Here is a 26,338-nt window from a genome sequence, read left to right as displayed (position 1 = left end):
ACCAGGATGGGACTGGCGGACGCTCAGGCCTGCATGAGACGCATGGGGGGCAGCTCCATGCTCGCGTCGTTCTCCGACTCGGGCATGAGCGGCATGCACAGGCTCAGGAACTTGCCCAGCATCGCCTCCAGCGAAAACAAGGTCTGCGCCCGCTCGCGGCTCTGGGCTTTGAGGCCCTGGTCGGCGCGCACCCGGTCCACGATCGACGCGACCTTGTCGCAGGCTTCATGCAGGTCGGGATGCTCGACGTCGCCCAGCAGGTGCCCGGTCTGGTCTTCCTCGAAGCACTCGCCCGCGCCGCCGGCCGGCGTCGACACGACCGGCACGCCCAGCAGCTGGGCTTCGATCAGCACATTGGGCAGGCCCTCGTAGCGCGACAGCAGGACCTTGGCGTCCATTTGCGAATACCAGTAGCCCACGTGATTCGACAAGCCGACCAGCAGCAGTCGGTCCATCACGCACAGGTCTTCCGCCAACGCCACGATGTTGTCGTGCAGCCGGCCATCGCCGACGATGACGAAGCGCGCCTGCGGACGCTGTTTCAGGTACAGCGCCGCGAGCTTGATCCACAATTGCGGCCGCTTGTCCGGCTCCAGGCGGAACACGCCGCCGATGGTTTCCGTGGCGTCGGCCGTGCTCTCCTGGAAGGCCTGCCACTTTTCCTTGTCCGTCTGCGCGGCATCGGTGGCCAGGTCCGGCACGCCGTTGTACAGCACGTGGAAGCGCACGATGGGGATGCCGAGCCATTCCGCGTAGGCCTCGGCCGCCTTGCGGCTGTTGCTGACGAAATGCACGCCAGGCACCTGGGCCAGGGCCTGGTACAGCTCGGGATACTCTTCGCGGAAGCGGTCCTTGCGGATGTTCGGCGGCAGGCCGCGGAACACCAGGTGGATGGTCGGCGCGCCGGCCAGCAGCGCCGCCAGGGCGCCGAACAGGCACGTGCCGTCCTGCCACAGGCTCACCACGTCGAAGGTGCTCGCGCGCAGGACCGGCGCCAGACGCGTCACGCCATAGTGGACCGGCGGCGGCAACTGCTCCAGCAGGCGGCCCAGGCTGCCGTCCGGCACGGATTGATGGGCCACCGAGATCGCGGGCAGCTTGTTGATTTCCGTGACCGGAATGCGCGCCTTGACCAGCACGGACAGGAAGAAATCCAGGCCCTGTTTCTTGCTGGAACCGGGCGGTTCGGTGTGCTGCTTGACCAGCACTTCCACTTTCTCCGGCTTCATCGGCGTATCAGCGGGGCGCGGGCTGGGCGTGTCCGCCATGCGGGCCAGTTCCCCGGCCAGCCGCGTCAGCTGGCGCTCGGCGCCACCGGGCCCCAGGCTGCCCGTCACCAGCGCGACCGACACGGGCTTCTCGGGCGCGTATTCCGGGATCTGGCGATCGCGGAAATGCAGGATGGCGTGCTTCATCGACACGATCCTGATGTCCTGGCCGGCCAGCGAGGCCTCGGGCTCCAGCCGCTGATAGAACGCGTAGTCGCTGGCCAGGCCGTTGGCCAGCTCAGCCGCCTTGCTGCCCGGCGCCAGGTGCTTGGCCACGGGCGCGATGACGTCGAACGCATCCGCCAGCAGGCCGCGCTTGCGCAGCCGCTTGGCGAATTCGACGCGGATGTTGCGGTCCGTGTGCTGCAGGATCAGCCGGCGGAACAGTTCATCCGACTGTTCGTAGGCTCGGATATCGCTCAGCAGCTTGGCGCGGGCGAACAGCCGGGCCGGGTTTTCGGTGGACTCCGGCAGGTGCCGCTCGACCAGGGCCAGCGCGTCCTCGAGGTGGCGCTCCTTGACCAGGCGAGTGGCGCGATAGCGCACGATCTCCAGGTCATCGGGGCATTCGCGCAGCAGCGTGGCCCATTGCTCGGACATGCCCTCGTTCAGGCCCGCCGCCTCTTTCAGCCTGAGCAGCAGGAAGCGGACCTTGGAGTCGGCCATGTGGCCGCGCGCCAGCGCTTGCGCGTCCGCCAGATTGGCCTGCGCGACCTGGACCCGCACCGAGGCCGCCACGATTTCCTCCAGCCGGCCCTGGACCGCCTGGAGGTCGGACGACGCGGTGTTCTCGCGCTCGGTGATCAATGGCGGATTCATGCGGCCTTCCTGCGGTTGGCCTTGTCGATCCACACCAGGCAGCGCTGGATGTAGTGATCGAACTGGGCCGGATTGTCGGAACGCTCCTTGAGCGCGCGCCAGTAGGGCAAGGCCTGTTCGAAGCGGTGCAGGCGCATGGCGCCCACCGCGGCCAGGCGCAGGCCGATGGGATCGTCGGAGACCAGCTGCAGGATGCGCTCGCCCAGCGCCAGGCGTTCGGTGGTGCTGGACGATTCCAGCGCGCGCGCCTCGGCGTACAGCACGGCCAGGATGCGGCGCTTCTCGTGGTCGACTTCCGGCATCCCCGGCCACGACCGCGCGACACGGTCCAGCAGGTTCCAGGCCGCCTTGGGATCGCCGGCCGACAGGATTTCGCGGGCGCCGCGGATGGCGCGCGGTCCGAGCCTGCCGAGCTGGCGCTCGGCCTCGTCGCGGGCGCTCTGGTCGGCCGACGCGTGCGCCAGGACCATCTTGTAGGCGTCGATGGCCTCGCCGAACCAGCCGCCGTTGAACGCGACGCGGGCAAAGTGCAATTGCGTGCTGAACGGCGCCGACTCGTTGGCGGCGGCCTGTTCCAGGTGGCGCATGGCGGTCTGCTTGTCGCCCAGCGCATCGGCCGCGCGGCCGCGCATGGCGTGCAGTTCGGGGAATTCGACCTGGGTGTCGAGCGCGATGTCGGTCAGGTCGATCACTTCCTTGTGGTTGCCCGCCACCAGCGCGGCCCGCACGCCCAGGCGCATGGCGCGTTCAAAGGCGCGCTGCGCCCGCACCCCGGCCAGGGCATCGGGATTGAGCAGGCGATGCGCGCAGATGCGCTCGGCGGCATCGCGCAGACGGCCCTCCTCCAGCGCCTGCGCGCCCTCCTCGGCCCACGCCGCGGACTGCGTGCTCAGCCACGCCGAAATGTCTTCCTGCTCGCTGTCGGCCAGTTTGCACGACACGGCCAACGCGGCCGCGGCCATGATGCAGCCACGCCACGTGGCTTCCTTGATCAGCTCCAGCGCCTCGACATCCTTGAGCGCGGGCGACTCGGACGCCAGCGCGCGCAGTCCGGCGCGGTCCCCGGCGATCAGCCGGTCGCGCCACAGCGTCGCGAAGCTGCGGCCATGCGACGGGATGGCGGCGCGCACTTCATGGACCCAGCGCAGGGCGGCATCCATGTCGCTGCCCGCCTGCAACAGCGACAGCACGGTGTCGGCCGCCTCGGTGGCGGTCGCGTCCTGCGGCGAGGAAATGCGGAACAGCTGCTTCCAGTTGCCCAGCGCCTCGTCCACGAAACCCAGGTGGCCGGCGGAGATCGCGGCGATGCGCACGATTTCCGGGGTCTCGATTTCGTCGCCCAGCAGGCCGGCGGCCAGCGAGTGCGCCACGTCATGGCGGCCCAGCTTGAACTGGTTGCGCATCAGGATCTGCTCGGCCTTGCTGCCGGTGGCCAGCGTGCCGTCCGCGCCGCCCAGCAGCGCCAGCGACCCTTCGTAGTCGCCCAGTTCTTCCTGGAAGCGCGCGAACAGCAGCGTGTGGTCGGGCAGGCCGGGATGACGGCGCAGCACGTCGCGCAGGCGGCGCGAGGCTTCGCGCAGGTCGCCCGAATCCCAGATCTTCTCGATGCGTTCGACGCCTTCGTCGGCGCTCAGCTTGGGCACCGACGGCTGCGGCGTGGAGGTGCTCATGCGCGGACGCACGAAAGTCTTGAACCACTCGGTGTACAGGCGCTCGGCGAACAGCGGCGTGTAGTGCGTCAGGTCCAGCCCGCCGTCTTCCATCGCGTCGGCCTGCCCGATCTTGTTCATCAGCGGCGTCGGGTCATAGCACGGCACGCCGATGCGCTGCGCGCTGGCGGTCACCGCGGCGATCAGTTGCGCCCGCTGTTCGATCGGCACATTATCGGGCGTCATGGCATTGACGTGCGTCACGAACACGACCTTGTCCCGGCCCAGCAGGTCGACCAGCTCGTGCATCTGCTGTTCGATTTCCTCGTCCGTCTGTTCGCGCTTGACGATGCGGGCGAGCAGCTCGCGATTGTCCGCCGACAGGCTCTTGAAGACGGGATCCTGGTCCAGCCACGCGCGTCGCTCGGCAAGCCGTTCGTCGCTGGCCTGCGACCAGAACGCGCGGGTGCGCGCGCGGTCGGCGAAGAACTCGCTGAAGAAACGCACCAGGTAGTTCGACTGGATCGGGTAGCCGCCGACGGTCAGCAGCTTGCGCGAGGACAGCTCGACCATGTACAGGTCGGCCGGCTTGTGCGTGCCGCGGCGGGCCTGCTCGCCGTTCGACGGGCGGAAGATCACGCGCTGCACGTCGGTGGGAATCTCGGCCTGGCCGAACATGAAGCGGGCCTGCTGCAGCGCCTCGGCGCTGGTGTGCACGAAGCCGTAGTTGCGCCCGAGCTGCTGCTTGATCGGGTAGCGTCCCACCGCGTCGCGCAGCGGGGTGTGGATACGGCAGGTGCCAATCGGAGCGATGGTAAAGGCGGTCATTCCGGGCCTCTCCTGTGATGAATGGGTTACGGGCCTGGACTCAGAGCGTCCAGTACAAGAGGCCGGACGGCAGCCGGCGGCTGTCCAGCACGGATTTGAGGTCGCAGACCAGGCCGTCGGCCTTGACCAGCTGCGGCAGCTCTTCCCAGAAGCTGGCCATGGTTTCGCGGTGCGGCACGGCCAGGATCAGCACATCCAGGTCGCGGAACTGGTCGCGTTCCACCAGGCTGATGCCGTACTCGTGCCGCATCTGTTCGACGTCGACCATCGGGTCGCAGGCCACCGGCGTGATGCCGTAGTCGCCCAGGGCGCGATACAGATCGACCACTTTCGAATTGCGGATGTCCGGCACGTTTTCCTTGAACGTCATGCCCAGGATGCCGACCCGGGTCGCGGCGTTCAGGCGGCCGTTGCGGGCCAGGGTCTGCACCACGCGCGAGGCCACGTGGCTGGCCATGCCGTCGTTGATACGGCGGCCCGAAAGGATGACTTCGGGGTGGTAGCCCAGCTCCTGCGCCTTGGACGTCAGGTAGTACGGATCCACGCCGATGCAGTGGCCGCCGACCAGGCCGGGCGTGAACTTGAGGAAATTCCACTTGGTGCCGGCGGCTTCCAGCACTTCGGCGGTGCGGATGCCGACCAGATCGCAGATCTTGGACATCTCGTTCATCAGCGCGATGTTGATGTCGCGCTGGGTGTTTTCGAGCACCTTGGCGGCTTCGGCCACCTTGATCGAGGAGGCGCGATGCACGCCCGCGTCGATGATCTGCTCATAGACGCCGGCAATGATCTCCAGCGATTCCGCGTCCTGGCCGGACACGATCTTGACGATCTTCTCCAGCGGATGCTCGCGGTCGCCCGGATTGATCCGTTCGGGGCTGTAGCCCAGCTTGAAGTCGACGCCGCAGCGCAGACCTGACACCTTTTCCAGTTCCGGCCCGCAGATTTCCTCGGTCGCGCCGGGGTGCACCGTCGATTCGAACACCACGATGCTGCCGGGGCGCAGCACCGGCCCGATCGAACGGCAGGCCCGCACCAGCAGGGAAAAATCGGGATTGTTCTTTTCATCGACCGGCGTCGGCACGGCGACCACGAAGAAATCGCAGCCCTCCAGCTCGCTCACCTGATCGGTAAATTGCATGGGCGACGCCAGCAAGGCATCGCGCTCGATCTCGCCCGTCCAGTCCTCTCCCTGTTTCAGGCTCGTGATCCGCCGCTTGTCCACATCAAAGCCGACGACATCAAAACGCCTGGAAAATGCCACGGCCACGGGCAGGCCGACATATCCAAGACCGCATACTGCGATTCTCTTTACCACGGGGGACCTCACTGTTTTCGTCGTGTCGAATACATCAAAAAATCGACACCCAGGAACCAAATAATCGATGCGCAATCGAATCGCTTATTCGCGCCTGGGTGGACGTCACACTCAAAATTAATTACATCTCGATACCCCGGCATACCAGTGGGCAACGAGCCAACGAATCGTAGGCCGCGGCGGCAGCAAATTTTTTTCTAAAAGTTTTCGATGCTATGGAAATAAGTCGCCGAGGTCGTAATAAACGTGGGGAAATCCCTGAAATAATCACTTTTTCCATACATATGGAAATAAATGAGACCTTTTGTCTTGTAAGAGATTATTTAAAGTCGTTTTCTTATCTTGATTTAATCAAACTGCAAGGAATGAGTATTCGCCCTGGGTATCTTTGGACGCTCCCAGGGAAAATGTCGTTATTGCAACTTCAAGTCACTGATCGCGTCCGGAATAACCAGAAAAATCGTGCTAGGCGTAAATCAGCACGCCCTCTTCCCTATTGACCGCGCATTCGGCGTCGTGGCATACGCGCGCCGCGCGAAAATCGCCCGGCGCGCCGGGGCGAGGCGAATCTGTCCTGATATTGAAATGACTTCCACCCATGACAGGCCGGTGGATTACACATTCCAACAAGTGCGGCACGGGACGAGCGCCCTTTCCCGCCTGTGCGCGCCCCGCTTTCCAGATAATGGCGTCCGACGCGGGCCGCGCGCATGAAAAAAGCCCCCGGAACCTCGAGGTTCCGGGGGCTAGGCTTGACGATGGCGCCCCGGCAGGGGCGCCGCCGTGGCGTTTACTGCAGCAGGCTGCGCAGCATCCAGGCGTTCTTTTCGTGCACGTCCAGGCGCTGCGTCAGCAGATCGGCGGTGGGCTGGTCGTTGGCGGCGTCGGCCTTCTCGAAGGCGGCGCGGGCGGTCTTGGCGACCGATTCATTGGCGTTGACCAGCAGGCGCACCATTTCCAGCGCTTCCGGCACCGAGTCCGGCTCGGCGATGGACGACAGCTTGCCGTACTCGCGGTACGTGCCCGGCGCATAGTGGCCCAGCGCGCGGATGCGCTCGGCGATGCTGTCCAGCGCGTTCCACGACTCGGTGTACTGGGTCATGAACATCAGGTGCAGCGTATTGAACATGGGCCCCGTGACGTTCCAGTGGAAGTTGTGCGTCATCAGGTACAAGGTGTACGAATCGGCCAGCAGCTTGGACAGCTCGCCGGCGACGGCGGCACGGTCCTTGTCAGAGATGCCGATGTTGATGCGCGGAACGCTGGGGGTCTTCTTGGAGGACTTTGCCATTGCTAGCTCCCTGTTGGGGTTGGTAGACAAAACTAGGATAACACCGCGACTGCGACAATCCGGCGCGGGAACAGACCGGCGCGCCGCGGCTTGATCGTGCGCAAATGCGCCCGCAATTTCAATCCTGCACGGCCGCGGCTTCGTCCGATAACATCCGCACGCCGGGCAGTTCGCATTCGTACACCGCCTGGGCCAGCGCCTCGATCGCCGCCAGTCGCGGGAAGCTGCGGCGCCAGGCCAGCACCACGCGGCGCTCGGGCACGTGGCCCTCGAACGGCAGGTAGCGCAGCAGGCTGTTGGATGGCGGCTGCTCAGGCACCGCCGTCACCGGCAGCACCGTCACGCCGATGCCGGCCGCGACCATGTGGCGGATGGTCTCCAGCGACGAGCCCTCGAAGGTGCGCTGGATGCCATCGCTGGCGGCCGAGAAGCGCGACAGCTCCGGACACACCTCCAGCACCTGGTCGCGGAAACAGTGGCCGCTGCCCAGCAGCAGCATGGTCTGCTGCTTCAGGTCCTGCGCATCGATGGATTTGCGCTGCGCCAGCTCGTGGTCCTGCGGCACCGCCACCACGAACGGCTCGTCGTACAGCGGCTGCATCACCAGCCCCGCTTCCGGCAGCGGCAGCGCCATGATGGCGCAGTCGATCTCGCCCTGGCGCAGCAGTTCCACCAGCCGCACGGTGAAGTTCTCCTGCAGCAGCAGCGGCATCTGCGGGGTGCGGCCGATCTGCACCGGCACCAGGCGCGGCAGCAGGTACGGGCCGATGGTGTGGATCACGCCGACCCGCAGCGGGCCGGCCAGCGGGTCGTGCCCCTGGCGCGCGATCTCCTTGATGCTGGCGCTTTCCTCCAGCACCTTCTGCGCCTGCGCGACGATGCGCTGGCCGATGGGCGTCACGCCCACTTCAGCCCCGCCCCGCTCGAACAGCGTCACGCCCAGCTCGTCCTCGAGCTTGCGGATCGCCACCGACAGCGTGGGCTGGCTGACGAAACAGGCCTCGGCCGCCCGGCCGAAATGGCGCTCGCGCGCCACCGCCACGATGTATTTCAGTTCGGTGAGAGTCATGGTGGACTACGCCCCCGGGAGTTGAGCGCGCGCCCGGCGGGCGGCGCTGGAAAATGGGAAGGTCATGGTGGCATTCATCCGCTGGGTCGATGCGCCCTAGGTGCGCAGGAAGTCTTCCCGGCCCCGCATCCAGCGGGCCAGGTGCGCCTCGACGGCGGCGGGATGTTCGGCGCGCAGCCAGACCGCGGCATCGCGCGCCTGTTCGGCGATTTCGGCGTCGGTCTCCAGATCGGCGAAACGCAGCAGCGCCATGCCGGACTGGCGCGTGCCCAGGAATTCGCCCGGACCGCGCAGCTCCAGGTCGCGGCGCGCGATCTCGAAGCCATCGGAGGTTTCGAACATGGCGCGCAGGCGTTCGCGCGCCACCTGCGACAGCGGCGTCTGGTAGATCAGGACGCAGACGGACTCGGCGGTGCCGCGCCCCACCCGGCCGCGCAGCTGGTGCAGCTGCGCCAGGCCGAAGCGCTCGGCGTGCTCGATGACCATCATCGAGGCATTGGGCACGTCCACCCCGACCTCGATCACGGTGGTCGCCACCAGCAGGTCGATCTCGCCTTCGCGGAAGGCCTGCATCACGGCGGCCTTCTCGGCCTGCGGCAGGCGGCCGTGCACCAGGCCGATGCGCAAGTCCGGCAGGTCGGCGCGCATGCCCTCGTAGGTGTCGACCGCGGTCTGCAACTCGAGGGCTTCGCTTTCCTCGACCAGCGGACAGACCCAATAGGCCTGCCGGCCACCGCGCGCGCCCTGCGCGATGTGGGCGATGACTTCCTCGCGGCGCGCGTCCGACACCAGCTTGGTCAGCACCGGCGTGCGGCCCGGCGGCAGTTCGTCGATCACCGACACGTCCAGGTCGGCGAAGAAGGTCATGGCCAGCGTGCGCGGAATCGGCGTCGCGCTCATGTTGAGCTGGTGCGGCACGATGCGGCCGCGCACCGTCTCGCCCTTGCGCGTCAGCGCCAGGCGCTGGCCGACGCCGAAGCGGTGCTGCTCGTCGACGATCGACAGCCCCAGCCGGTGGAATTCGACATGGTCCTGGATCAGGGCCTGGGTGCCCACCACCAGTTGCACGCTGCCGTCGGCCGCGGCGGCGGCGGCCTCGCGGCGCGCCTTGGCCGTCAGGCTGCCGCTGAGCCAGGCGACGTTCACGCCCAGCGGCTGCAGCCACGACACCAGCTTGCGGAAATGCTGTTCGGCCAGGATTTCGGTGGGCGCCATCAGCGCCACCTGCGCGCCCCCGGCGATGGCCTGGGCCGCTGCGATCGCGGCGACCACGGTCTTGCCGCTGCCGACGTCGCCCTGCAACAGGCGATGCATCGGATACGGCCGCGCCAGGTCGGCCGAGATCTCGGCCACCACCCGCTGCTGCGCGCCGGTCAGCTTGAACGGCAGCGCCTGGTACAGCCGGTCCACCAGGCCGCCGGCCTCGTCGCGCACCGGCAGCGCCTCGGCTTCCTTGACGCGGCGCGCGGCGCGCGCGGCGGCCAGCGACAGCTGCTGGGCCAGCAATTCATCGAACTTGATGCGGCGCCAGGCCGGATGCACGCGCTCCAGCAGGGCCGCCTCGGATTCGCCCTGGGCCGGCGTGTGCAAGGCGCGGATCGCCGGCTCGAACGGCGACAGCTCGTAGCGCGCCAGCGCCTGCGGCGGCAGCGTATCGGACAGGTCGGCGCGGTCCAGCGCCTGCGCGATGGCGCGCCGCAGCGTCAACTGCGGCAGGCCTTCGGTGGTGGGATAGACGGGCGTCAGCGCCGTGGGCAGCGGCGCGTCGGCGTTGGTCATGCGCGGATGCACCATCTCGCGCCCGAACAGGCCGCCGCGCACCTCGCCGCGCGCGCGCAGCCGCTTGCCGACGGTGACCTGCTTCTGCTGGCTGGGGTAGAAATTCAGCCAGCGCAATTGCAATTCGCCGCTGTCATCGGCCAGCGTCGCGGTCAGTTGGCGCCGCGGCCGGTACAGCACTTCGGATTTGGTGATCTCGCCTTCGACCTGGCCGGCAAAGCCCGGCCGCAACTGGCTGATCGGAATTACCCGGGTCTCGTCCTCGTAGCGCAGCGGCAGGTGCAGCACGAAGTCCTCGGGCAGCACCAGGCCCAGGTTACGCAGCTTGCGCTCCGTATCCGTCATGGCTTTGCCGGCGCCTTTGGGTTCGGCGCCGGATCGCTTGGTTGCCACGGCCGCGGCCGGCATATGGGAGGAAACCTCTGGAAAAACGCGCGTGGACGGCGTTTACAGGACCAGGATGGCCTCGACCTCGAACTGCGCGCCCTTGGGCAGGCTGGCCACGCCGACCGTGGAACGGGCCGGGAACGGCTGCGGAATCAGCTCGGCCATGATGGCGTTGGCGGCGGTGAACTTGCCCAGGTCGGTCAGGAACAGCGTCAGCTTGACCACCTTGTCCAGCGTGCCGCCGGCGGCTTCGACCACCGCCGTCATGTTGGCGAAGGCCTGGCGCACCTGCGCATCGAAATTCTCGGAGACCAGGTCGCCGGTGCCCGGCTCCAGGCCGATCTGGCCCGACAGGTAGACGGTCTTGGTGCCGCTGACGGCAACCGCTTGCGAGTAAGGGCCAACGGCGGCGGGCGCGGCGTCGGTGTGGATGATTTGCTTGCTCATGGGCGGAATCCTTCTGGTGACGGATAGCTACAACTATCGGATTTTAATCGGCAATAGGGTTTTGCGAAAGGCTCATGCGAACCAGCCCGCGAACCAACCCAGGCTTTCCATGTTACCCACTCTTCACGACGCGCAAATGCAATCCGTCATCGGAACGCCGCGCCGATCTCCGCCCGACTGGCCCACAGCAGGTCGTACAGCGCCTGCGCCGCCAGCGGCAGGCTGCGCCCCTGGCGCCAGACCAGGTACAGGGGCCGCAGCAACGCCTTGCCCGCCAGCGGCACGATGCGCAGGTCGGCGCCGCCGAAATGGAACAGCGTCATCGCCGGCACCACCGCCACGCCCAGGCCGGCGCGCACCAGCCCGGTAACCGTGGCCAGGTGCTCGACCTCGAACACCGGCGGCGGCGCGTCGGCGCCGAAGGCCGCGTCCAGGTGCTTGCGCACGCTGCTGTTGCGCGCCAGCTGGATCACCGCGTGGCGGGCCACGTCGCGCAGCCGCACGCGCGCCATCGCCGCCAGCGGATGGTCGGCGCGGCACACCAGGAAATAGCGGTCGGCGTGCAGGAATTCGCTGTCCAGGTCGCTCATGTCCGGCCGCCGCGACGCCACCGCGAAGTCCACCTGGCCGTCGCGCACCATGTCCAGGCAGGGATCGAGCAAGGCGTCGCGCAGGTCCACCGCGATGCCCGGATGCTGCTCGCGGAACCGCGCCAGCAGCGGCGGCAGCCAGCCCGCCGCCAGCGACGGCAGCGCGGCCAGCGCCACCCGGCCGCGCCGGCGGGCGGCGTGGTCGCGCAGGTCCTCCATCACCAGGTCCATGTCGGCCAGCAGGCGCCGCGCCGACGCGTCCAGCACCCGGCCTTCGGCGGTCAGCTCGACGTTGCGGGTATTGCGGTCGAACAGCCGCAGGCCGGCGCTCTCCTCCAGCTGGCGGATCAGTGCGCTGAAGGCCGGCTGCGTCAGGTGGCAGCGCTGCGCGGCGCGAGTGAAGTGGCGTTCGTCGGCCAGGGCCACGAAAGCGCGCAATTGCCGGGCGGATAGATTCATGGCTTTTCTGGATTAATTGATCCGATATTTCTATTTTACTGATGAGCGAGCGCTGCCTATAGTGGCTCCGGATTCCCTTACGCGCCCTGCCTGGACCCTTATGCCTTCCTCTCCCCTGCTCATCGGCTGCGCCTCCGGCTTTTCCGGCGACCGCAGCGACGGCGCCGCCGCCGTGGTGCGCACGCTGGCCGCCCGGGGCGGCGGCACGCTGATCTTCGAAACGCTGGCCGAACGCACCCTGGCGCTGGCGCAACTGGCGCGCAACGACGACCCGCGCCGCGGCTACGAGCCGCTGCTCGACGAACTGGTGGCGCCGGTCCTGGCCGACTGCCTGCGCCACGGCATCGCCATCGTCAGCAACTTCGGCGCCGCCAACCCGGTCGGCGCCGCCCGCCACATCGCCGAACTGGCCGCGCAGCAAGGCCTGCCCGCGCCGCGCATCGCCGTGATCCATGGCGACGCGCTCGACGCGCCGGCCCAGCGCGAGCTGCTGCGGCAACGCCTGGGCGCGGCGCTGGATGGCGTCGATGTGGTCAGCGCCACCGCCTACCTGGGCGCCACCGAGATCGCCGAGGCGCTGGCCGCCGGCGCGCAGATCGTCGTTGCCGGCCGCGTCGCCGACCCGTCGCTGACGCTGGGTCCGGCGCTGGCGCATTTCGGTTGGGATCGGGACGACTGGGCCCGGCTGGGCCGCGCCACCATGGCCGGCCACATGCTCGAATGCGGCCTGCAGGTCACCGGCGGCTACTTCTGCGTGCCCGGGCTGAAGGAAGTGCCCGACGTGCACGCCGCCGGCTTTCCCATCGCCGAGATCGACGCCGACGGCGAATTCGTCATCGGCAAGGCCGCCGACACCGGCGGCATGGTGGACGCCCGCACGGTCAAGGAACAACTGCTGTACGAAGTGCACGACCCCGCCCGCTACCTGACGCCCGACGTGATCGCCGACCTGAGCCAGGCCCGGGTCGAGGATCTGGGCGGCGACCGCGTCGCGGTGCGCGGCATCACCGGCCATGCCCGCCCCGCCGAACTGAAGGTCAACGTCTGCTATCGCGGCGGCTGGCTGGCCGAGGCCGAGATTTCCTACGCCGGCGTGCAGGCCGAGGCGCGCGCCCGCCTGGCCGCCGACATCGTGCAAAAGCGCCTCGGCTCGGCGCTGCGCCTGCGCGCCGACCTGATCGGCGCCCTCAGCATCCTCGACGACGACGCCGGCGCCCTGCGCCAGGGCCGCCCCGACGGCCACGCCCGCGACGTGCGGCTGCGGATCGCCGGCGAGCACGCCGACCGCGCCGTGGCCGAGCGCGTGCTGCGCGAAGTCACCGCGCTCTACACCTGCGGCCCGGCCGGCGGCGGCGGCGTGCGCACCGCGCTGCGCCCGCGCCTGAACATGGTGTCCTGCACCATCCCCCGCGACGCCGTCCACAGCGGCTGGCGCTTCCTGGACGAGATCCCGCAATGAACCCCCCGTCGATAGCCGTCCCCCTGTACCGCCTGGGCCACAGCCGCTCCGGCGACAAGGGCGACACCTCCAATCTCAGCCTGATCGCCTGGGACCCCGAATGCTACGAGGCGCTGGCCGCGCAGGTCACCGAGGCGCGCGTGGCCGCCTGGTTCGCCTACCGCCAGCCGGCCCGCGTCACCCGCTACCTGCTGCCGACCCTGCACGCCATGAACTTCGTGCTCGAAGGCGTGCTGGACGGCGGCGTCAACGACGCCCTCAACCTGGACGCGCACGGCAAGAGCCTGTCCTTCCGCTTGCTGGACATGACGGTCCAGGTCAGCCCCGCGCTGGCCGCCCGTCTGCCCGACATTCCGGGCGACCACCCCGCCCCCGCCTGACCCCGCAGCCCCCCACGACAACAACACACACAACACACGACAGGAGACACACCATGCGCTTTACCCTCAAGGGCCGGCTGGCCCTGCTGCTGGCGGCCTTGCCGCTGACCGCCCTGGCCCAGGGCGGCACGGCCGGCGCCTTTCCGGCCAAGCCGATCACCTTCATCGTGCCGTTCGCCGCCGGCAGCGCCACCGACCAGATCGGCCGCGCCATCGGCCAGGGCGTCACCGAGCAGACCGGCCAGGCCGTGGTGATCGAGAACAAGCCCGGCGCCAGCGCCATGATCGGCGCCGCCACCGCGGCCCGAGCCGCCCCCGACGGCTACACGGTGCTGATCACCACCAACACCACCCACGCCGCCAACGAACACCTGTACAAGACGCTGACCTACCACCCGGTCAAGGACTACGCGCCGATCTCGCTGCTCGGCAAGGGCGGCCAGATCATGGTGGTCAACCCCAATTCGACCGCCAAGTCGGTCGGCGACTTCCTGGCGCAGGCGCGCCAGTCGCCCGGCAAGCTGAGTTTTGGCAGCGGCAGCTCCAGCAGCCGCATCGCCGGCGAGCTGCTGCAGCAGATGGCCGGGGTGCAGCTGCTGCACGTGCCCTACAAGAGCAACCCGCTGGCCGTCACCGACCTGCTCGGCGGCCAGATCGACATGATGATCACCGACACCGCCACCGGCCTGCCGCAGGTCAAGTCGGGCAAGCTGCGCGCGCTGGGCGTCACCGGGCTGACCCGCTCGCCGCTGGCGCCGGACGTGCCCACCATCGCCGAGTCCGGCGTGCCGGGCTACGAGATGGGCTACTGGTTCGCGGCCTATGCGCCGGCCGGCACGCCGCCCGACGTGGTCAAGCGCTTGAACGAGCTGCTGGTCAAGGCCACGCAGAGCGCGCCGGCCAAGCAGTTCTACGCCCAGACCGGCACCGACCCGGCCAGCTCCACGCCGGACGAACTGGCGCAGTTCCAGCAAGCCGAGTCGAAGAAGTGGGGCGACATCATCAAGAAGGCCGGCATCCAGCCGGAATGAGGCCCACCCGCTCAACGCGCTGACGCCAGAAACAAAAAGCCCCGTCGCATGCGTGACGGGGCTTTTTGCTGGCGCGGGTGAACCGCGATTTATTTGTCGACGAAGGCGCGCTCGACCACGTAGTCGCCCGGCTGGCCCACGCCCGGCGACACCACGAAGCCGCGCTTGTCCAGCATGGCGCTGATGTCGGCCAGCATGTGCGGGCTGCCGCAGATCATGGCGCGATCGGTTTCGGGGTTGATCTGGGGAATGCCGATGTCGGCGCACAGCTTGCCGTTTTCCATCAGCTCGGTGATGCGGCCCTGGTTGCGGAACGGCTCGCGCGTGACGGTCGGGTAGTAAACCAGCTTGTCGCGCACCACGTCGCCGAAGAACTCGTTGTTCGGCAGCTCGTTTTCGATGAAGTCGGCGTAGGCAAGTTCGCTGACCCAGCGCACGCCGTGCACCAGGATGACCTTGTCGAAACGTTCGTAGACGTCCGGGTCCTTGATGATGCTCATGAAGGGAGCCAGGCCGGTGCCCGTGCCGAACAGGAACAGGTGCTTGCCCGGCTTGAGATCGTCGACCACCAGGGTGCCGACCGGCTTGCGGCTGACCAGGATGGTGTCGCCTTCCTTCAGGTGCTGCAGGCGCGAGGTCAGCGGACCGTTCTGCACCTTGATGCTGAGGAATTCGAGGTTTTCTTCGTAGTTGGCGCTGGCGATGCTGTAGGCCCGCAGCAGCGGCTTGCCTTCGACTTCCAGGCCGATCATGACGAAGTGGCCGTTGTGGAACCGCAGGGCCGCGTCACGCGTGGTGGTGAAGGAGAACAGGGTGTCGTTCCAGTGGTGCACGCTCAGTACACGCTCGGTATTGAAAGCAGCCATGTCGTATCTAGTAAGCGCGGAACAAAGGACATCATGCCCAACCTGCCCCGCTGGGGTTCGCCGCGGCGCACAAAAGACGCGCCCGGTATTAGGGTTGTCCCTATTCTACAGGGACTTGATGATAATTGCTCTCATTATTCCGTAATACGCTTATGCCGTATTGATGGGGATCAAGGGTCTTAGCGCCAGTCTTACATCTAGTTGAACACGATAAAACTTCCTGTTATCGTGCCGCTCTGACTTGATAATCATTTTCGTTAGCAGACCGCTTTGAGCAGCGGCGGCGTTTACGCGCCGGCCGCCGCAACCCTTGCCGGAGTTCCCGTTATGTCCATGCGTCCCCAAATGACCACCCTGCTGCGCGCCCTGGCCCTGGCCGGCGCCGCCGCCTTCGCCGTCCCGGCCCACGCGGCCGAGGAAGTCAGCCTCTACACCACCCGGGAACCGAAGCTGATCCAGCCGCTGCTGGACGCCTTCACCAAGGAAAGCGGCATCAAGGTCAACACCGTCTTCGTCAAGGACGGCCTGCTCGAGCGCGTCAAGGCCGAAGGCGCCAAGTCGCCCGCCGACGTGCTGATGACCGTCGACATCGGCAACCTGCTGGACCTGGTGGACGGCGGCGTGACGCAGTCGGTCAAGTCGGCCACGCTGGAATCGGTCATCCCCGCCAACCTGCGCGGCGCCGATGGCAAGTGGTACGCCCTGTCGCTGCGCGACCGCGTGCTGTACGTCGAAAAGGACCTGAAGCTGGAATCCTTCCGCTACGAAGACCTGGCCGACCCGAAATGGAAGGGCAAGGTCTGCATCCGCTCGGGCCAGCACCCCTACAACACCGCCATGGTCGCCTCCATGATCGCCCATGACGGCGCCGAGGCCACCGAGAAGTGGCTGCGCGGCGTCAAGGCCAACCTGGCCCGCAAGGCCGCCGGCGGCGACCGCGACGTGGCCCGCGACATCCTGGGCGGCATCTGCGACATCGGCCTGGCCAACGCCTATTACGTCGGCCACATGAAGAACGCCGAAGCCGGCACCGACGCCCGCAAATGGGGCGACGCCATCAAGGTGATCCGCCCGACCTTCGCCAACGAGAAGAGCGGCGGCACCCACGTGAACGTCAGCGGCGCCGCCGTGGCCGCCCACGCGCCCAACAAGGCCAACGCCATCAAGCTGCTGGACTACCTGGTCTCCGAGCCGGCCCAGGCGCTGTACGCGCAGGCCAACTACGAGTACCCGGTGCGCAAGGGCGTCAAGCTCGACCCGGTCATCGCCAGCTTCGGCGAACTGAAGGTCGATCCCCTGCCCCTGACCGAGATCGCCAAGTACCGCAAGCAAGCCAGCGAGCTGGTGGACAAGGTCGGTTTCGACAACTAAAACGCGGCCAGGCGGCGCCCGCCGGCGCCGCCTCGCGGCACTCAGGCCTGCCCCCGCTCGCCCGGAACCCCCGGGACGGGCGGCGGCAGGCCTTGACGCTACTATAGGCGCCGCCCGCGTGGCGCCTTTCCCGCAGCAACCCTTGTGAAGCATGCATACAGATTCCCTGCCCCGGCCGCTGCGTTTGCGCTGGGCTGAACGCGGCGCCGGCTGGCTGGCTGGCGCCTCCCTCATCGGCCTGGCGGTGCTGGCGCCGGTGCTGACCCTGGTCTGGTGGGCCCTGGGCGGCGACCTGTCGCACTGGCGCCATCTGGCCACCTACGTGCTGCCGCAGGCGCTGGCCAACACCGCCGCGCTGCTGGCCGGCGTCGGCGTGCTGGTGACGCTGCTGGGGACCGGCTCGGCCTGGCTGGTGACGGCCTACGAATTCCCCTCGCGGCGCGCCCTGACCTGGGCGCTGCTGCTGCCGCTGGCGGTGCCGACCTACATCATCGCCTTCGCCTATCTCGACCTGCTGCACCCGATCGGCCCGATCCAGAGCGCCATCCGCGCGCTGCTGGGCTATGACAGCCCGCGCCAGTTCCGGCTGCCGGACCTGCGCTCGATCTACGGCGCGATCTTCGTGCTGGGCTTCGTGCTCTACCCCTACGTCTATCTCAGCACCCGCGTCATGTTCATGACGCAGGCCGCCAGCCTGCTGGAAGCGGCGCGCACGCTGGGCGCGGGCCGCTACGGCGTGTTCTTCCGCGTGGCGCTGCCGCTGGCGCGCCCGGCCATCGTGGTCGGCGTCAGCCTGGCGCTGCTGGAAACCCTGAACGACATCGGCGCCTCGGAATTCCTGGGCGTGCAGACGCTGACCGTGTCGGTCTACACCACCTGGGTCACGCGCTCGGACCTGGCCGGCGCGGCGCAGATCGCGCTGACCATGCTGGCCATCGTGATCGGCCTGATCCTGCTGGAGCGCCATGGCCGCAAGCGCCAGCGCTACGCCAACACGCAACGCATGCGGCCGATGCAGCCGCGCCGGCTGCGCGGCGCGGCCGCCGCGCTGGCGGCGGTGCTGGGCTGGATCCCGGTGCTGATCGGCTTCATCGCCCCGGCGCTGTACCTGGTCGTCGAGACCTACAAGCGCCTGCACATGGTGGGCGGCGTCTCCCGCCAACTGCTCAACGGCTTGAGCAACACGCTGATCGTGGCGTTCAGCGCCACCCTCGTGACGCTGGTCTGCGGCCTGATCGTGACCTGGGCCGGACGCACCCTGCGCGAGAGCGCCGGCTTCAACCCGGGCCGCGCCTGCGCCCGCGTCGCCAGCCTGGGCTACGCCGTGCCCGGCACCGTGCTGGCCATCGGCCTGCTGACGCCGTTCGTCTGGATCGACACCGCCGTGGCCAAGGTCTTCGGCGGCAGCGGTCTGTTCCTGATGGGCTCGATGGCGGCGCTGGTGTGCGCCTACGCCATCCGCTTCCTGGCCATTTCCACCGGCGCGCTCGAGGCCGGCCTGGCGCGCATCCCGCCGTCGCTGGAGCAGGCCTCGCGCCTGCTGGGCGAAAGCTCGGCCGGCACCCTGCGCCGCGTCCACCTGCCGCTGCTGCGCCCGGCGCTGGCGGCCAGCGCGCTGCTGGTGTTCGTGGACGCCATGAAGGAACTGCCGGCCACGCTGCTGCTGCGGCCCATGAATTTCGACACGCTCGCCACCTGGCTCTATGCCGAAGCGGCCCGCGGCACCTACGAGGAAGGCGCGGTCGCCGCGCTCGCGATCGTGCTGGCCGGCCTGCTGCCCGTCATCCTGCTGGCCCGCACCAATCTGAAAATGGGACATTGAACATCGTGCCCGATCTGCTCGAACTCGATCATCTTTCGCTGGCGTACGACACGCCCAAGGGCCTGCGCCCCGTGGTGCAGGACCTGACGCTGGGCCTGCCGGCCGGCCACATCGGCTGCCTGCTGGGCGAATCCGGCTGCGGCAAGACCACCGTGCTGCGCGCCATCGCCGGCTTCGAGCCGGTACGCGCCGGCCGCATCCTGCTGGACGGCACGGTCATCTCCTCGCCCACCGAACAGGTTGCCCCGGAAAAGCGCCGCGTCGGCATGATGTTCCAGGACTACGCGCTGTTCCCGCACCTGTCGGTGGCGCAGAACGTGGCCTTCGGCCTGCGCCGCCTGGAGCGCGCCGAACGCGCGCGCCGGGTCGAGGAAATGCTGACCCTGGTCGGCCTGGCGCACGTCGCCAACAGCTATCCGCACGAAATCTCCGGCGGCCAGCAGCAGCGCGTGGCCCTGGCCCGGGCCCTGGCGCCCTCGCCCGACCTGCTGCTGCTCGACGAACCGTTTTCCAATCTGGACGTGGACACGCGCGAACGCCTCGCCTTCGAGGTGCGCGAGATTCTCAAGACCACCGGCCACACCGCCATCCTGGTGACGCACAACCAGGCCGAGGCCTTCGCCATCGCCGACCGCATCGGCGTGATGGCGGCCGGGCGCATCGCGCAGTGGGACACGCCCTACAACCTGCACCACCACCCGGCCGACGACTTCGTGCGCGACTTCATCCGGCGCGAAGCGCTGGCCGAGCAGCGCGAACAGGTGTTCGAGCGCGGCCGCTGATCCACGGACCGCGCGGCGCTCAGTCGGCCGACAGCTTGACCTTCTGCGACAGCGCCTTGAACGACTCGTACTGGCTGCGGGTCAGGCGCTCGACTTCGGCGGGCGTCGAGCCATAGGGCATGAAACCGGCCTGCTCCAGCTTGTCCTTGACGTCCGGCATCGCCAGCGCCGCCTGGAAGGCTTCGCTCAGCGCGGCCGTGATTTCCGGCGGCAGCTTGGCCGGGCCATAGACCGCGAACCACGGATCCACCACCGCCCCGCCATAGCCGAGCTCGGCCAGCGTCGGCACGTCCGGCAAGGCCGGCGCGCGCTTGCTGCCGGTGACCGCCAGCGCATGGACCTTGCCCGACTTGATGTGCGGCAGCGAGGCCGGCAGGTTGTCGAACATGATCGGTAGGTGGCCGCCCAGCAGGTCGTTCAGCGCCTGCGCGCTGCCCTTGTAGGGGATGTGCTGCATGCCGGCGCCGGTGAGCTGGTCGAACATGACGCCAGCCAGGTGCATCGAGGTGCCGGTGCCGGGCGTGCCGAAGGCGGTGCCGGCGTGCTGCTTGGCATAGGCCACCAGGTCCTTGACGCTGTCGACCTTGAGCGACGGGCCGGTTTCCAGCACCACCGAGGACGCGCCCAGCATGCTGATGCCGGTGAAGTCCTTGGTCGGATCGAACGGCATCGACGGGTAGACGAAGGGGTTCAGCGCATTGGTGGAGATGGCGCCGAAGCCGATGGTGTAGCCATCCGGCGCGGCCTTGGCCACGGCGTCCATGCCGATGTTGCCGCCGGCGCCCGGACGGTTCTCGACGATGACCGGCTGGCCCAGCTTCTCGGCGACCTTCGCGCCGGCCGTGCGCGCCACCAGGTCGGTGGTGCCGCCGGCGGTGTACGGCACGATGAACACGATGGGCTTGGCCGGATAGCCGGCGGCCTGCGCCGCGGCGGCGCCATGGACCAGCGCCAGCGCGGCCAGGCCGCGCAGCGCGTTCAGGGTAAAGCGTTGCATGATGTCTCCATCCCGATTGTTATCACGTTAGGGATGCGCATCATACTGCCGCGCCGTCGGGGATGGCGGTCCGCGTTCCAGCCCGTGGACAGCGGACCGGCCGCCGACATCAGGCGCGCGGCGCGGGCAGCGGGATGAACTCGGTCTCGTCGCCCGGCACGGTCTGGCCGAAGCGGTTGCGTTGCCAGTCTTCCTTGGCCTGCTCGATGCGGTCTTTGCTGCTGGAGACGAAGTTCCACCAGATGAAGCGCGGGCCTTCCAGCGGCTCGCCGCCGAGCACCGCGAAACGCGCGTCGGTACAGGCGCGGATCTGCACCGGACGGCCCGGGGCGAACACGATCAGGCGGCCGCTCTCGAACACTTGTCCGTCCACCTCGACCGAGCCGATCGCCAGGTAGGCGGCGCGCTCTTCGTGCTCGGCGGGCAGCACCGTGACGGCGCCGGCCTGCAACTGCATGTCGCCATAGAACAGCGGCGAATGGGTCTTGACCTGCGACGTCTTGCCGAACAGCGAGCCGGCCACGACCTGCGCGCGCACCCCCTCGCCTTCGATCACGGGCTGGGCGTCCAGGCCGTAGTGGGTGAAACCGGGATCGGTTTCCTCGTGGGCCTTGGGCAGGCCGACCCAGATCTGCAGGCCGGCCAGGCGTTGCGCGGCCTGGCGGCTTTCGGGCGAGGAGCGCTCGGAGTGGACGATGCCACGGCCCGCCGTCATCCAGTTCACCTCGCCGGGCAGGATGGTCTGGGTGTTGCCGGCGCCATCGCGATGCACCATCGAGCCTTCGTACAGATAGGTAACGGTCGACAGGCCGATGTGCGGATGCGGGCGCACGTCGATGCCCGAGCCGGCCGTGAATTCAACCGGGCCCATGTGGTCCAGGAAGACGAACGGGCCGACGGTGCGGCGCTGCGCCGAGGGCAGCGCGCGACGGACTTCGAAGCCGCCCAGGTCGCTGCTGCGCGGCACCACCACGGTTTCGATCTGGCTGTCGCCGGCTTGGGACAAAGTGGACATGGGAATGCTCCTGTAGGTTGGCCGTCTTGGGGCCATGTTAAGGCCGGGCGGATCGGCGATCCACCCGGCTGCCGGCCTCAGGCCAGATCAAACACCAGCACTTCGGCGCTGTCGCCGCCGGACAGCGCCACCCGCGTTTCATCGCTGATGGCGACCGCGTCGCCGACCGCCAGCGCGACGCCGTTGACGGTCAGGCTGCCACGCGCCACGTGCACCCAGGCGCGGCGGCCAGGGGCCAGTTCCAGCGTGGCCGACTCGTCGCCGTCGAACAGGCCGGCGTAGAGCCGCACGTCCTGATGGATCGTCATCGAGCCATCGATGCCGTCACCCGACACCACGGCTTGCAGGCGGCCGCGCTTTTGCGCGTCGGTGAAGGCCTTTTCCTCATACTCCGGCGCGATGCCGGTGACGTTCGGCTCGATCCAGATCTGCAGCATGTGCGTTTCCTTGTCGGCGCGCGGGTTGAACTCGGAGTGCATCACCCCGCGGCCGGCGCTCATCCGCTGCACGTTGCCGGGCTGGATGGTGGAGCCGCTGCCCATGCTGTCCTTGTGCGCGATGGCGCCGTCCAGCACGTAGGTGATGATCTCCATGTCGCGGTGGCCGTGGGTGCCGAAGCCGCGGCCCGCGGCGATGCGGTCATCGTTGATCACGCGCAGCGCGCCGAAGCCCATGTGCGAGGGATCGTAGTAGTTGGCGAACGAAAAGGTGTGGAACGAATCGAGCCAGCCGTGGTTGGCGTGACCGCGTTCGGCGCTACGGCGAAGGGTAAGCATGGTGGACTCCTGTTTCAAATATGTGAATGGTTTCGCTCGATCCGGCGCCTGCCTGTTTGGGTCTGGCGCCAGCTGCTCAACCGGCATGAGTGACATTGTGCGCGTACTCGGCAGCCGGTTTGACGCTATGATTTGAAGAAACCATTCAAATTTTTTGAACGATATTGCCCGGAACCTTCCCATGCAGCCGATCACGCCCGAATTGCTCATCCTGGTGGACGCCATCGCGCGCCATGGCAGCTTCGCCAAGGCGGCGCGCGAGCTGGACAAGGTGCCGTCGGCCGTGACCTACGCCATCCGCAAGCTGGAAGACGGGCTGGACGTGCTGCTGTTCGACCGCTCGGGGCACCGGGCGCTGCTGACGCCGGCGGGCGAGGCGCTGCTCAAGGATGGCCGCCACGTGCTGCAGTCGCTGGACGACCTGGCCTGCCGGGTCAAGCGCATCGCCACCGGCTGGGAGGTGGAGCTGCGCATCGCGGTGAGCGCGGTGCTGCCGTGGCGGCCGCTGTACGACCTGGTCGAGGAGTTCCAGGCGCTGGGCAGCGCGACCAAGCTGCGCTTTTCGACCGAGGTGCTGAGCGGCAACTGGGATGCGTTGACGTCGAACCGCGCCGACCTGGTGATCGGAGCGGGCGCGGCGGGCGAACCGACCGGCCCCTACCGCTCGGTGACGATGGGACAGGCGCAGTTCGGCTTCTGCGTGGCGGCGCACCATCCGCTGGCGTCGGCGCCGCAGCCGCTGAGCCGGGCCGACATCACGCGCTATTGCGCGGTGGTGGTGGCCGACACGTCACGCAACCTGCCGCCGCAGTCGCGCGGGATCCTGGCGGAGCAGCCGACGCTGGTGATGCCGACGATGCAGGCCAAGATCGAGGCGCAGATCCGCGGGCTGGGGTGCGGGTATCTGCCGCTGACGCTGGCGGCGCCGTATCTGGCGCAGGGGGTGCTGGTGGTCTGCGATACCGATGAGGGGATGTCGTTGACCGAGCATGTGGCGTATGCGTGGCGGGCGGAGAAGCCGGGGGAGGCGCTCAAGTGGTGGCTGCAGAAGTTGAAGTCGCCTCGGCTTTGTGAGGGGTTGCTGGGGATGGGGTGAAGGGGCGTTCTTGTCTTGGACGTTGGTGTGCGATCGCGCGGGCTTCGTAGGCCGCCCGGGGCGTCGGCCGGGTTTGTGGCGTTGCTGGAGGGGTGTCTTAGCCGAGAGCGGGTTCGGCCCGTCAGGTAGGGCCGCGCGGGCGGCCGCTACCTGACTTACGCGGCGGAGGATGGGGTAGCGGCGGTCGCTGCGCGCGGGTGGAGAGCGCGTGCCGCCCTACTCGTCTTCGATGCCGAGTTCGCGCAGTTTGCGCGTGATGGTGTTGCGGCCGATGCCCAGTCTTGAGGCGGCTTCGACGCGGCGGCCGCGGCTGGCGTCCAGGGCGCTTTGGAGCAGGATTTTCTCGAACTGGCGCGTCAGAGTGGCCATGACGGCGGGTTCGCCGCGTTCGAGGCGGTACTGGGCGTCGCGCAGCAGGGAGTCCTGCCAGTTGCGGGGCGTGGCTTCGTCGGCGGCGGCGGGCGCGGGATGCTGGACCACGGTGCCGATGGCGGCGACGCTGGCGCCGGCCGGCGGGCGCGGGGACACCGAACCGGCGGCGGGCGCGTGTTCCATGGCGCGGATTTCGGGCGGCAGGTCGGCGCGCTCGACGGTCTGGCCGGGGGCCATGACGGTGAGCCAGTGGCAGAAGTTCTCCAGCTGGCGCACGTTGCCGGGGAAGTCGAACTTGGTCAGGACGGCCAGCGCTTCCGGGGTCAGGCGCTTGACCGGCACGCCGAGCGCGCGGGCGCTGGCGGTGAGGAAGTGGTTGGCGAGCGCCGGGATATCCTCGACCCGCTCGCGCAGCGGCGGCAGGCGCAGGCGGATGACGTTCAGGCGGTGGAACAGGTCTTCGCGGAACAGGCCTTGTTCGACGCGCTGCTCCAGCGGCTGGTGGGTGGCGGCGACGATGCGCACGTCGACCCGCACGGGCTGCGCGCCGCCGACGCGGTAGAAGCTGCCTTCGGCCAGCACGCGCAGCAGGCGCGTCTGCAGTTCGATCGGCATGTCGCCGATTTCGTCCAGGAACAGCGTGCCGCCGTGGGCCTCCTCGAAGCGGCCGCGGCGCAGGGTGTTGGCGCCGGTGAAGGCGCCGCGCTCGTGGCCGAACAGCTCGGCTTCGAGCAGGTCGCGCGGGATGGCGGCGGCGTTGAGCGCCACGAACGGGCCGCCGGCGCGCATGCCGTGGCCGTGCAGCGCGCGCGCCACCAGTTCCTTGCCGGTGCCGGACTCGCCGGTGATCAGCACGGTGACCTTGGACTGCGCCAGCCGGCCGATGGCGCGGAACACTTCCTGCATGGCGGTGGACGACGACTGCGTCATCATCCAGCGTTCATTGTTCTGGGCCTCGCCCTGCCCTTCGGGGCTTTCGGGCTGGGTCGATTCCTGCATGGCGCGCTGGATCAGCGCCACCGCCTCGTTCACGTCGAAGGGCTTGGCCAGGTAGTCGAAAGCGCCGCCCTGGAAGGCGGACACGGTGCTGTCGAGGTCGGCGAAGGCGGTCATGACGATGACCGGCAGGCCGGGATGGCGTTCCTTGAGCTGGCGCAGCAGCTCAAGGCCGTTGCCGCCGGGCATGCGGATATCGGACACCAGGGCGACGGGCGTGTCGTGCGCCAGCGCGTCGAGCACGTCGGCTGCCTGGGAGAAACTACGGGTGGGGACACCGGCGCGGGCCAGGGCCTTTTCGAGGACCCAGCGGATGGCCTGGTCGTCGTCGACGATCCATACGGGTTTCATCAGAGTGCGGGCTCCATCGGTAGGACCAGGCGGAACTCGGTGCGCCCGGGTCGGGATTCAAATTCGATGATGCCTCCGTGCTGCTGCACGAAATCCTGGGCCAGGCTCAGGCCCAGGCCGGTCCCGCCGGCGCGGGCGGTGACCAGGGGATGGAAAATGCGGTCGCGGATGTGCTCCGGCACGCCGGGACCGTTGTCGATGATGGACAGCTCCAGCGCCAGGCGGTGCTGGCGATGCGCCAGCATGACCTGCCGCGCGACGCGGGTGCGCAGCGTGACGACGCCGGGCTCCAGCCCGGGCGCCTGCGGCCGCGCGACCAGTTCCTGCGCGGCGTTGCGGGCCACGTTCAGCACCGCCTGCATCAGGCGGGCGGCGTCGCCCTTCAGGTCGGGCATGGACGCGTCGTAGTCGCGCACCAGCGTGACGTCGTTGCGGAATTCGGCCTGGATCAGGGCGCAGACGCGCTCGCAGATCTCATGGATGTTCACCGGCCGCGCGTTCAGCGGCACACGTTGCGGGCCGCTCAGGCGGTCCACCAGCGCCTGCAGGCGGTCGGCTTCGGAAATGATGACCTGGGTGTACTCGGCCAGCGCCGCGCTCGGCAGCTCGGCTTCCAGCAGTTGCGCGGCGCCGCGCAAGCCGCCCAGGGGATTCTTGACTTCATGCGCCAGGTTGCGCAGCAGCTCGCGATGCGCCTCGATCTCGTCGACCAGGCGATGGTTGCGGTCGGCCAGCACGCGCTGCTCGATCTCGCGGGTCTCGATCAGGACCGGCCAGGCCTGGCCGCTCAAGCCCACCGTGGTCACGGCCACTTCCACCGATTCGGCGGCGCGGCGCAATGAGGCCAGCTGCCGGACGTCGGCATACCTGCCGGCCGCGGCGCGGTCGATGGACGATTGGATGTTTTCCGGATTGTCGAACAACGTGGCGGCGGAGTGGCCGCACAGCTGCTTGCGGGAACGGCCGAACAGATCCTCGGCGGCCGCATTGGCGTATTCGATATGCCCGCGTGCGTTGACCAGGAAAACGGACGTGGCAAGCAGATCGAGAGCTTCTACATTCATTTTTCAACGTACCCGAATGACTACAGGGGGAAATCGGAACACCGGCCCGGCGGCGC

At 68.3% G+C, this 26,338-nt stretch carries 21 protein-coding genes; 7 read left to right on the top strand and 14 right to left on the bottom strand.

The window, feature by feature from the left end; genetic code table 11:
* Positions 1–23 precede the first annotated feature (23 nt).
* From H0523_RS06000 to H0523_RS05965, 8 genes are all read right to left on the bottom strand, one after another.
* On the bottom strand, positions 24–2,087 hold the full coding sequence (locus H0523_RS06000) for a glycosyltransferase (RefSeq protein WP_054431433.1): 2,064 nt from the start codon (positions 2,085–2,087) through the stop codon (positions 24–26).
* Positions 2,084–4,564, bottom strand: coding sequence for a hypothetical protein (locus H0523_RS05995; protein ID WP_054431432.1), 2,481 nt, complete (start codon positions 4,562–4,564; stop codon positions 2,084–2,086). Before H0523_RS05995 ends, H0523_RS06000 begins: the two co-directional genes overlap by 4 nt.
* Before the next feature lie 40 nt (positions 4,565–4,604).
* On the bottom strand, positions 4,605–5,882 hold the full coding sequence (locus H0523_RS05990) for a nucleotide sugar dehydrogenase (protein WP_054431431.1): 1,278 nt from the start codon (positions 5,880–5,882) through the stop codon (positions 4,605–4,607).
* A 790-nt stretch (positions 5,883–6,672) separates the two neighbouring features.
* The gene (locus tag H0523_RS05985) at positions 6,673–7,173 is read right to left on the bottom strand and encodes a Dps family protein (protein WP_006394798.1); all 501 of its coding nucleotides are present in this window, start codon (positions 7,171–7,173) and stop codon (positions 6,673–6,675) included.
* 118 nt (positions 7,174–7,291) lie between these two features.
* The gene (locus tag H0523_RS05980) at positions 7,292–8,242 is read right to left on the bottom strand and encodes a LysR substrate-binding domain-containing protein (RefSeq protein WP_054431430.1); all 951 of its coding nucleotides are present in this window, start codon (positions 8,240–8,242) and stop codon (positions 7,292–7,294) included.
* Positions 8,243–8,338: 96 nt separating this feature from the next.
* A complete protein-coding gene (recG, locus tag H0523_RS05975) occupies positions 8,339–10,429 on the bottom strand; it encodes an ATP-dependent DNA helicase RecG (protein ID WP_054431429.1) in 2,091 nt (696 codons plus the stop codon).
* A 39-nt stretch (positions 10,430–10,468) separates the two neighbouring features.
* Positions 10,469–10,855: a Rid family detoxifying hydrolase gene (locus H0523_RS05970; protein ID WP_006394795.1), complete on the bottom strand. Its 387-nt coding sequence runs from the start codon at positions 10,853–10,855 to the stop codon at positions 10,469–10,471.
* Between the two features lie 146 nt (positions 10,856–11,001).
* Positions 11,002–11,904, bottom strand: a complete 903-nt coding sequence (locus H0523_RS05965) for a LysR family transcriptional regulator (protein ID WP_054431428.1) — start codon at positions 11,902–11,904, stop codon at positions 11,002–11,004.
* Positions 11,905–12,004: 100 nt separating this feature from the next.
* Between H0523_RS05965 and H0523_RS05960 the strand changes: the two genes are divergently transcribed.
* From H0523_RS05960 to H0523_RS05950, 3 genes are read left to right on the top strand one after another with little or no spacing between them, the layout of a single operon-like run.
* The gene (locus H0523_RS05960) at positions 12,005–13,363 is read left to right on the top strand and encodes an acyclic terpene utilization AtuA family protein (protein WP_054431427.1); all 1,359 of its coding nucleotides are present in this window, start codon (positions 12,005–12,007) and stop codon (positions 13,361–13,363) included.
* The gene (locus H0523_RS05955; protein WP_054431426.1) at positions 13,360–13,743 is read left to right on the top strand and encodes an AtuA-related protein; all 384 of its coding nucleotides are present in this window, start codon (positions 13,360–13,362) and stop codon (positions 13,741–13,743) included. Before H0523_RS05960 ends, H0523_RS05955 begins: the two co-directional genes overlap by 4 nt.
* A gap of 53 nt (positions 13,744–13,796) precedes the next feature.
* A complete protein-coding gene (locus H0523_RS05950; protein ID WP_054431425.1) occupies positions 13,797–14,774 on the top strand; it encodes a Bug family tripartite tricarboxylate transporter substrate binding protein in 978 nt (325 codons plus the stop codon).
* An 89-nt stretch (positions 14,775–14,863) separates the two neighbouring features.
* On the opposite strand, the gene H0523_RS05945 is transcribed toward H0523_RS05950, so the two are convergent.
* A complete protein-coding gene (locus H0523_RS05945) occupies positions 14,864–15,640 on the bottom strand; it encodes a ferredoxin--NADP reductase (RefSeq protein ID WP_054431424.1) in 777 nt (258 codons plus the stop codon).
* 327 nt (positions 15,641–15,967) lie between these two features.
* Between H0523_RS05945 and H0523_RS05940 the strand changes: the two genes are divergently transcribed.
* The 3 genes from H0523_RS05940 to H0523_RS05930 all read left to right on the top strand — a co-directional run bounded on the left by H0523_RS05940 (position 15,968) and on the right by H0523_RS05930 (position 19,615).
* Positions 15,968–17,011, top strand: a complete 1,044-nt coding sequence (locus H0523_RS05940; RefSeq protein ID WP_054431423.1) for a Fe(3+) ABC transporter substrate-binding protein — start codon at positions 15,968–15,970, stop codon at positions 17,009–17,011.
* 151 nt (positions 17,012–17,162) lie between these two features.
* Positions 17,163–18,833 (top strand): ABC transporter permease, encoded by a 1,671-nt coding sequence (locus H0523_RS05935; RefSeq protein WP_054431422.1) that lies wholly within the window; start codon positions 17,163–17,165, stop codon positions 18,831–18,833.
* A 5-nt stretch (positions 18,834–18,838) separates the two neighbouring features.
* Positions 18,839–19,615 (top strand): ABC transporter ATP-binding protein, encoded by a 777-nt coding sequence (locus tag H0523_RS05930; RefSeq protein WP_054431461.1) that lies wholly within the window; start codon positions 18,839–18,841, stop codon positions 19,613–19,615.
* A 19-nt stretch (positions 19,616–19,634) separates the two neighbouring features.
* Here the strand turns inward: H0523_RS05930 and H0523_RS05925 are convergent, their stop codons facing one another.
* The 3 genes from H0523_RS05925 to H0523_RS05915 all read right to left on the bottom strand — a co-directional run bounded on the left by H0523_RS05925 (position 19,635) and on the right by H0523_RS05915 (position 22,403).
* Positions 19,635–20,612: a Bug family tripartite tricarboxylate transporter substrate binding protein gene (locus tag H0523_RS05925; RefSeq protein WP_054431421.1), complete on the bottom strand. Its 978-nt coding sequence runs from the start codon at positions 20,610–20,612 to the stop codon at positions 19,635–19,637.
* A gap of 109 nt (positions 20,613–20,721) precedes the next feature.
* Complete coding sequence (locus H0523_RS05920; RefSeq protein WP_054431420.1) at positions 20,722–21,627, bottom strand: pirin family protein; 906 nt, start codon at positions 21,625–21,627, stop codon at positions 20,722–20,724.
* Positions 21,628–21,704: 77 nt separating this feature from the next.
* Positions 21,705–22,403 (bottom strand): pirin family protein, encoded by a 699-nt coding sequence (locus H0523_RS05915; RefSeq protein WP_054431419.1) that lies wholly within the window; start codon positions 22,401–22,403, stop codon positions 21,705–21,707.
* A 181-nt stretch (positions 22,404–22,584) separates the two neighbouring features.
* Between H0523_RS05915 and H0523_RS05910 the strand changes: the two genes are divergently transcribed.
* Positions 22,585–23,499, top strand: a complete 915-nt coding sequence (locus H0523_RS05910) for a LysR family transcriptional regulator (RefSeq protein WP_054431418.1) — start codon at positions 22,585–22,587, stop codon at positions 23,497–23,499.
* 216 nt (positions 23,500–23,715) lie between these two features.
* Here H0523_RS05910 and ntrC read toward each other — a convergent pair whose 3' ends face one another.
* Positions 23,716–25,218, bottom strand: coding sequence for a nitrogen regulation protein NR(I) (gene ntrC, locus H0523_RS05905; RefSeq protein WP_054431417.1), 1,503 nt, complete (start codon positions 25,216–25,218; stop codon positions 23,716–23,718).
* The gene (gene glnL, locus H0523_RS05900; protein ID WP_054431416.1) at positions 25,218–26,282 is read right to left on the bottom strand and encodes a nitrogen regulation protein NR(II); all 1,065 of its coding nucleotides are present in this window, start codon (positions 26,280–26,282) and stop codon (positions 25,218–25,220) included. The genes ntrC and glnL overlap by 1 nt, the downstream gene beginning before the upstream one ends.
* Between the last annotated feature and the right edge of the window lie 56 nt (positions 26,283–26,338).

The sequence above is a fragment of the Achromobacter insuavis genome (assembly GCF_902859645.1).
In the GTDB taxonomy this organism is placed as follows: Bacteria; Pseudomonadota; Gammaproteobacteria; order Burkholderiales; family Burkholderiaceae_B; genus Achromobacter; species Achromobacter insuavis.
This window is presented reverse-complemented; position numbering and strand designations above follow the sequence as displayed.

What these genes read in the sequence shown, in the direction of transcription:
- H0523_RS06000 (WP_054431433.1), bottom strand. Translation starts at nt 2,087, where the DNA reads ATGAATCCGCCATTGATCACCGAGCGCGAGAACACCGCGTCGTCCGAC.
- H0523_RS05980 (WP_054431430.1), bottom strand. Translation starts at nt 8,242, where the DNA reads ATGACTCTCACCGAACTGAAATACATCGTGGCGGTGGCGCGCGAGCGC.
- recG (WP_054431429.1), bottom strand. Translation starts at nt 10,429, where the DNA reads ATGCCGGCCGCGGCCGTGGCAACCAAGCGATCCGGCGCCGAACCCAAA.
- H0523_RS05960 (WP_054431427.1), top strand. Translation starts at nt 12,005, where the DNA reads ATGCCTTCCTCTCCCCTGCTCATCGGCTGCGCCTCCGGCTTTTCCGGC.
- H0523_RS05940 (WP_054431423.1), top strand. Translation starts at nt 15,968, where the DNA reads ATGTCCATGCGTCCCCAAATGACCACCCTGCTGCGCGCCCTGGCCCTG.
- H0523_RS05945 (WP_054431424.1), bottom strand. Translation starts at nt 15,640, where the DNA reads ATGGCTGCTTTCAATACCGAGCGTGTACTGAGCGTGCACCACTGGAAC.
- glnL (WP_054431416.1), bottom strand. Translation starts at nt 26,282, where the DNA reads ATGAATGTAGAAGCTCTCGATCTGCTTGCCACGTCCGTTTTCCTGGTC.
- H0523_RS05965 (WP_054431428.1), bottom strand. Translation starts at nt 11,904, where the DNA reads ATGAATCTATCCGCCCGGCAATTGCGCGCTTTCGTGGCCCTGGCCGAC.
- H0523_RS05950 (WP_054431425.1), top strand. Translation starts at nt 13,797, where the DNA reads ATGCGCTTTACCCTCAAGGGCCGGCTGGCCCTGCTGCTGGCGGCCTTG.
- H0523_RS05970 (WP_006394795.1), bottom strand. Translation starts at nt 10,855, where the DNA reads ATGAGCAAGCAAATCATCCACACCGACGCCGCGCCCGCCGCCGTTGGC.
- H0523_RS05925 (WP_054431421.1), bottom strand. Translation starts at nt 20,612, where the DNA reads ATGCAACGCTTTACCCTGAACGCGCTGCGCGGCCTGGCCGCGCTGGCG.
- H0523_RS05985 (WP_006394798.1), bottom strand. Translation starts at nt 7,173, where the DNA reads ATGGCAAAGTCCTCCAAGAAGACCCCCAGCGTTCCGCGCATCAACATC.
- H0523_RS05915 (WP_054431419.1), bottom strand. Translation starts at nt 22,403, where the DNA reads ATGCTTACCCTTCGCCGTAGCGCCGAACGCGGTCACGCCAACCACGGC.
- H0523_RS05910 (WP_054431418.1), top strand. Translation starts at nt 22,585, where the DNA reads ATGCAGCCGATCACGCCCGAATTGCTCATCCTGGTGGACGCCATCGCG.
- H0523_RS05995 (WP_054431432.1), bottom strand. Translation starts at nt 4,564, where the DNA reads ATGACCGCCTTTACCATCGCTCCGATTGGCACCTGCCGTATCCACACC.
- H0523_RS05935 (WP_054431422.1), top strand. Translation starts at nt 17,163, where the DNA reads ATGCATACAGATTCCCTGCCCCGGCCGCTGCGTTTGCGCTGGGCTGAA.
- H0523_RS05920 (WP_054431420.1), bottom strand. Translation starts at nt 21,627, where the DNA reads ATGTCCACTTTGTCCCAAGCCGGCGACAGCCAGATCGAAACCGTGGTG.
- H0523_RS05955 (WP_054431426.1), top strand. Translation starts at nt 13,360, where the DNA reads ATGAACCCCCCGTCGATAGCCGTCCCCCTGTACCGCCTGGGCCACAGC.
- ntrC (WP_054431417.1), bottom strand. Translation starts at nt 25,218, where the DNA reads ATGAAACCCGTATGGATCGTCGACGACGACCAGGCCATCCGCTGGGTC.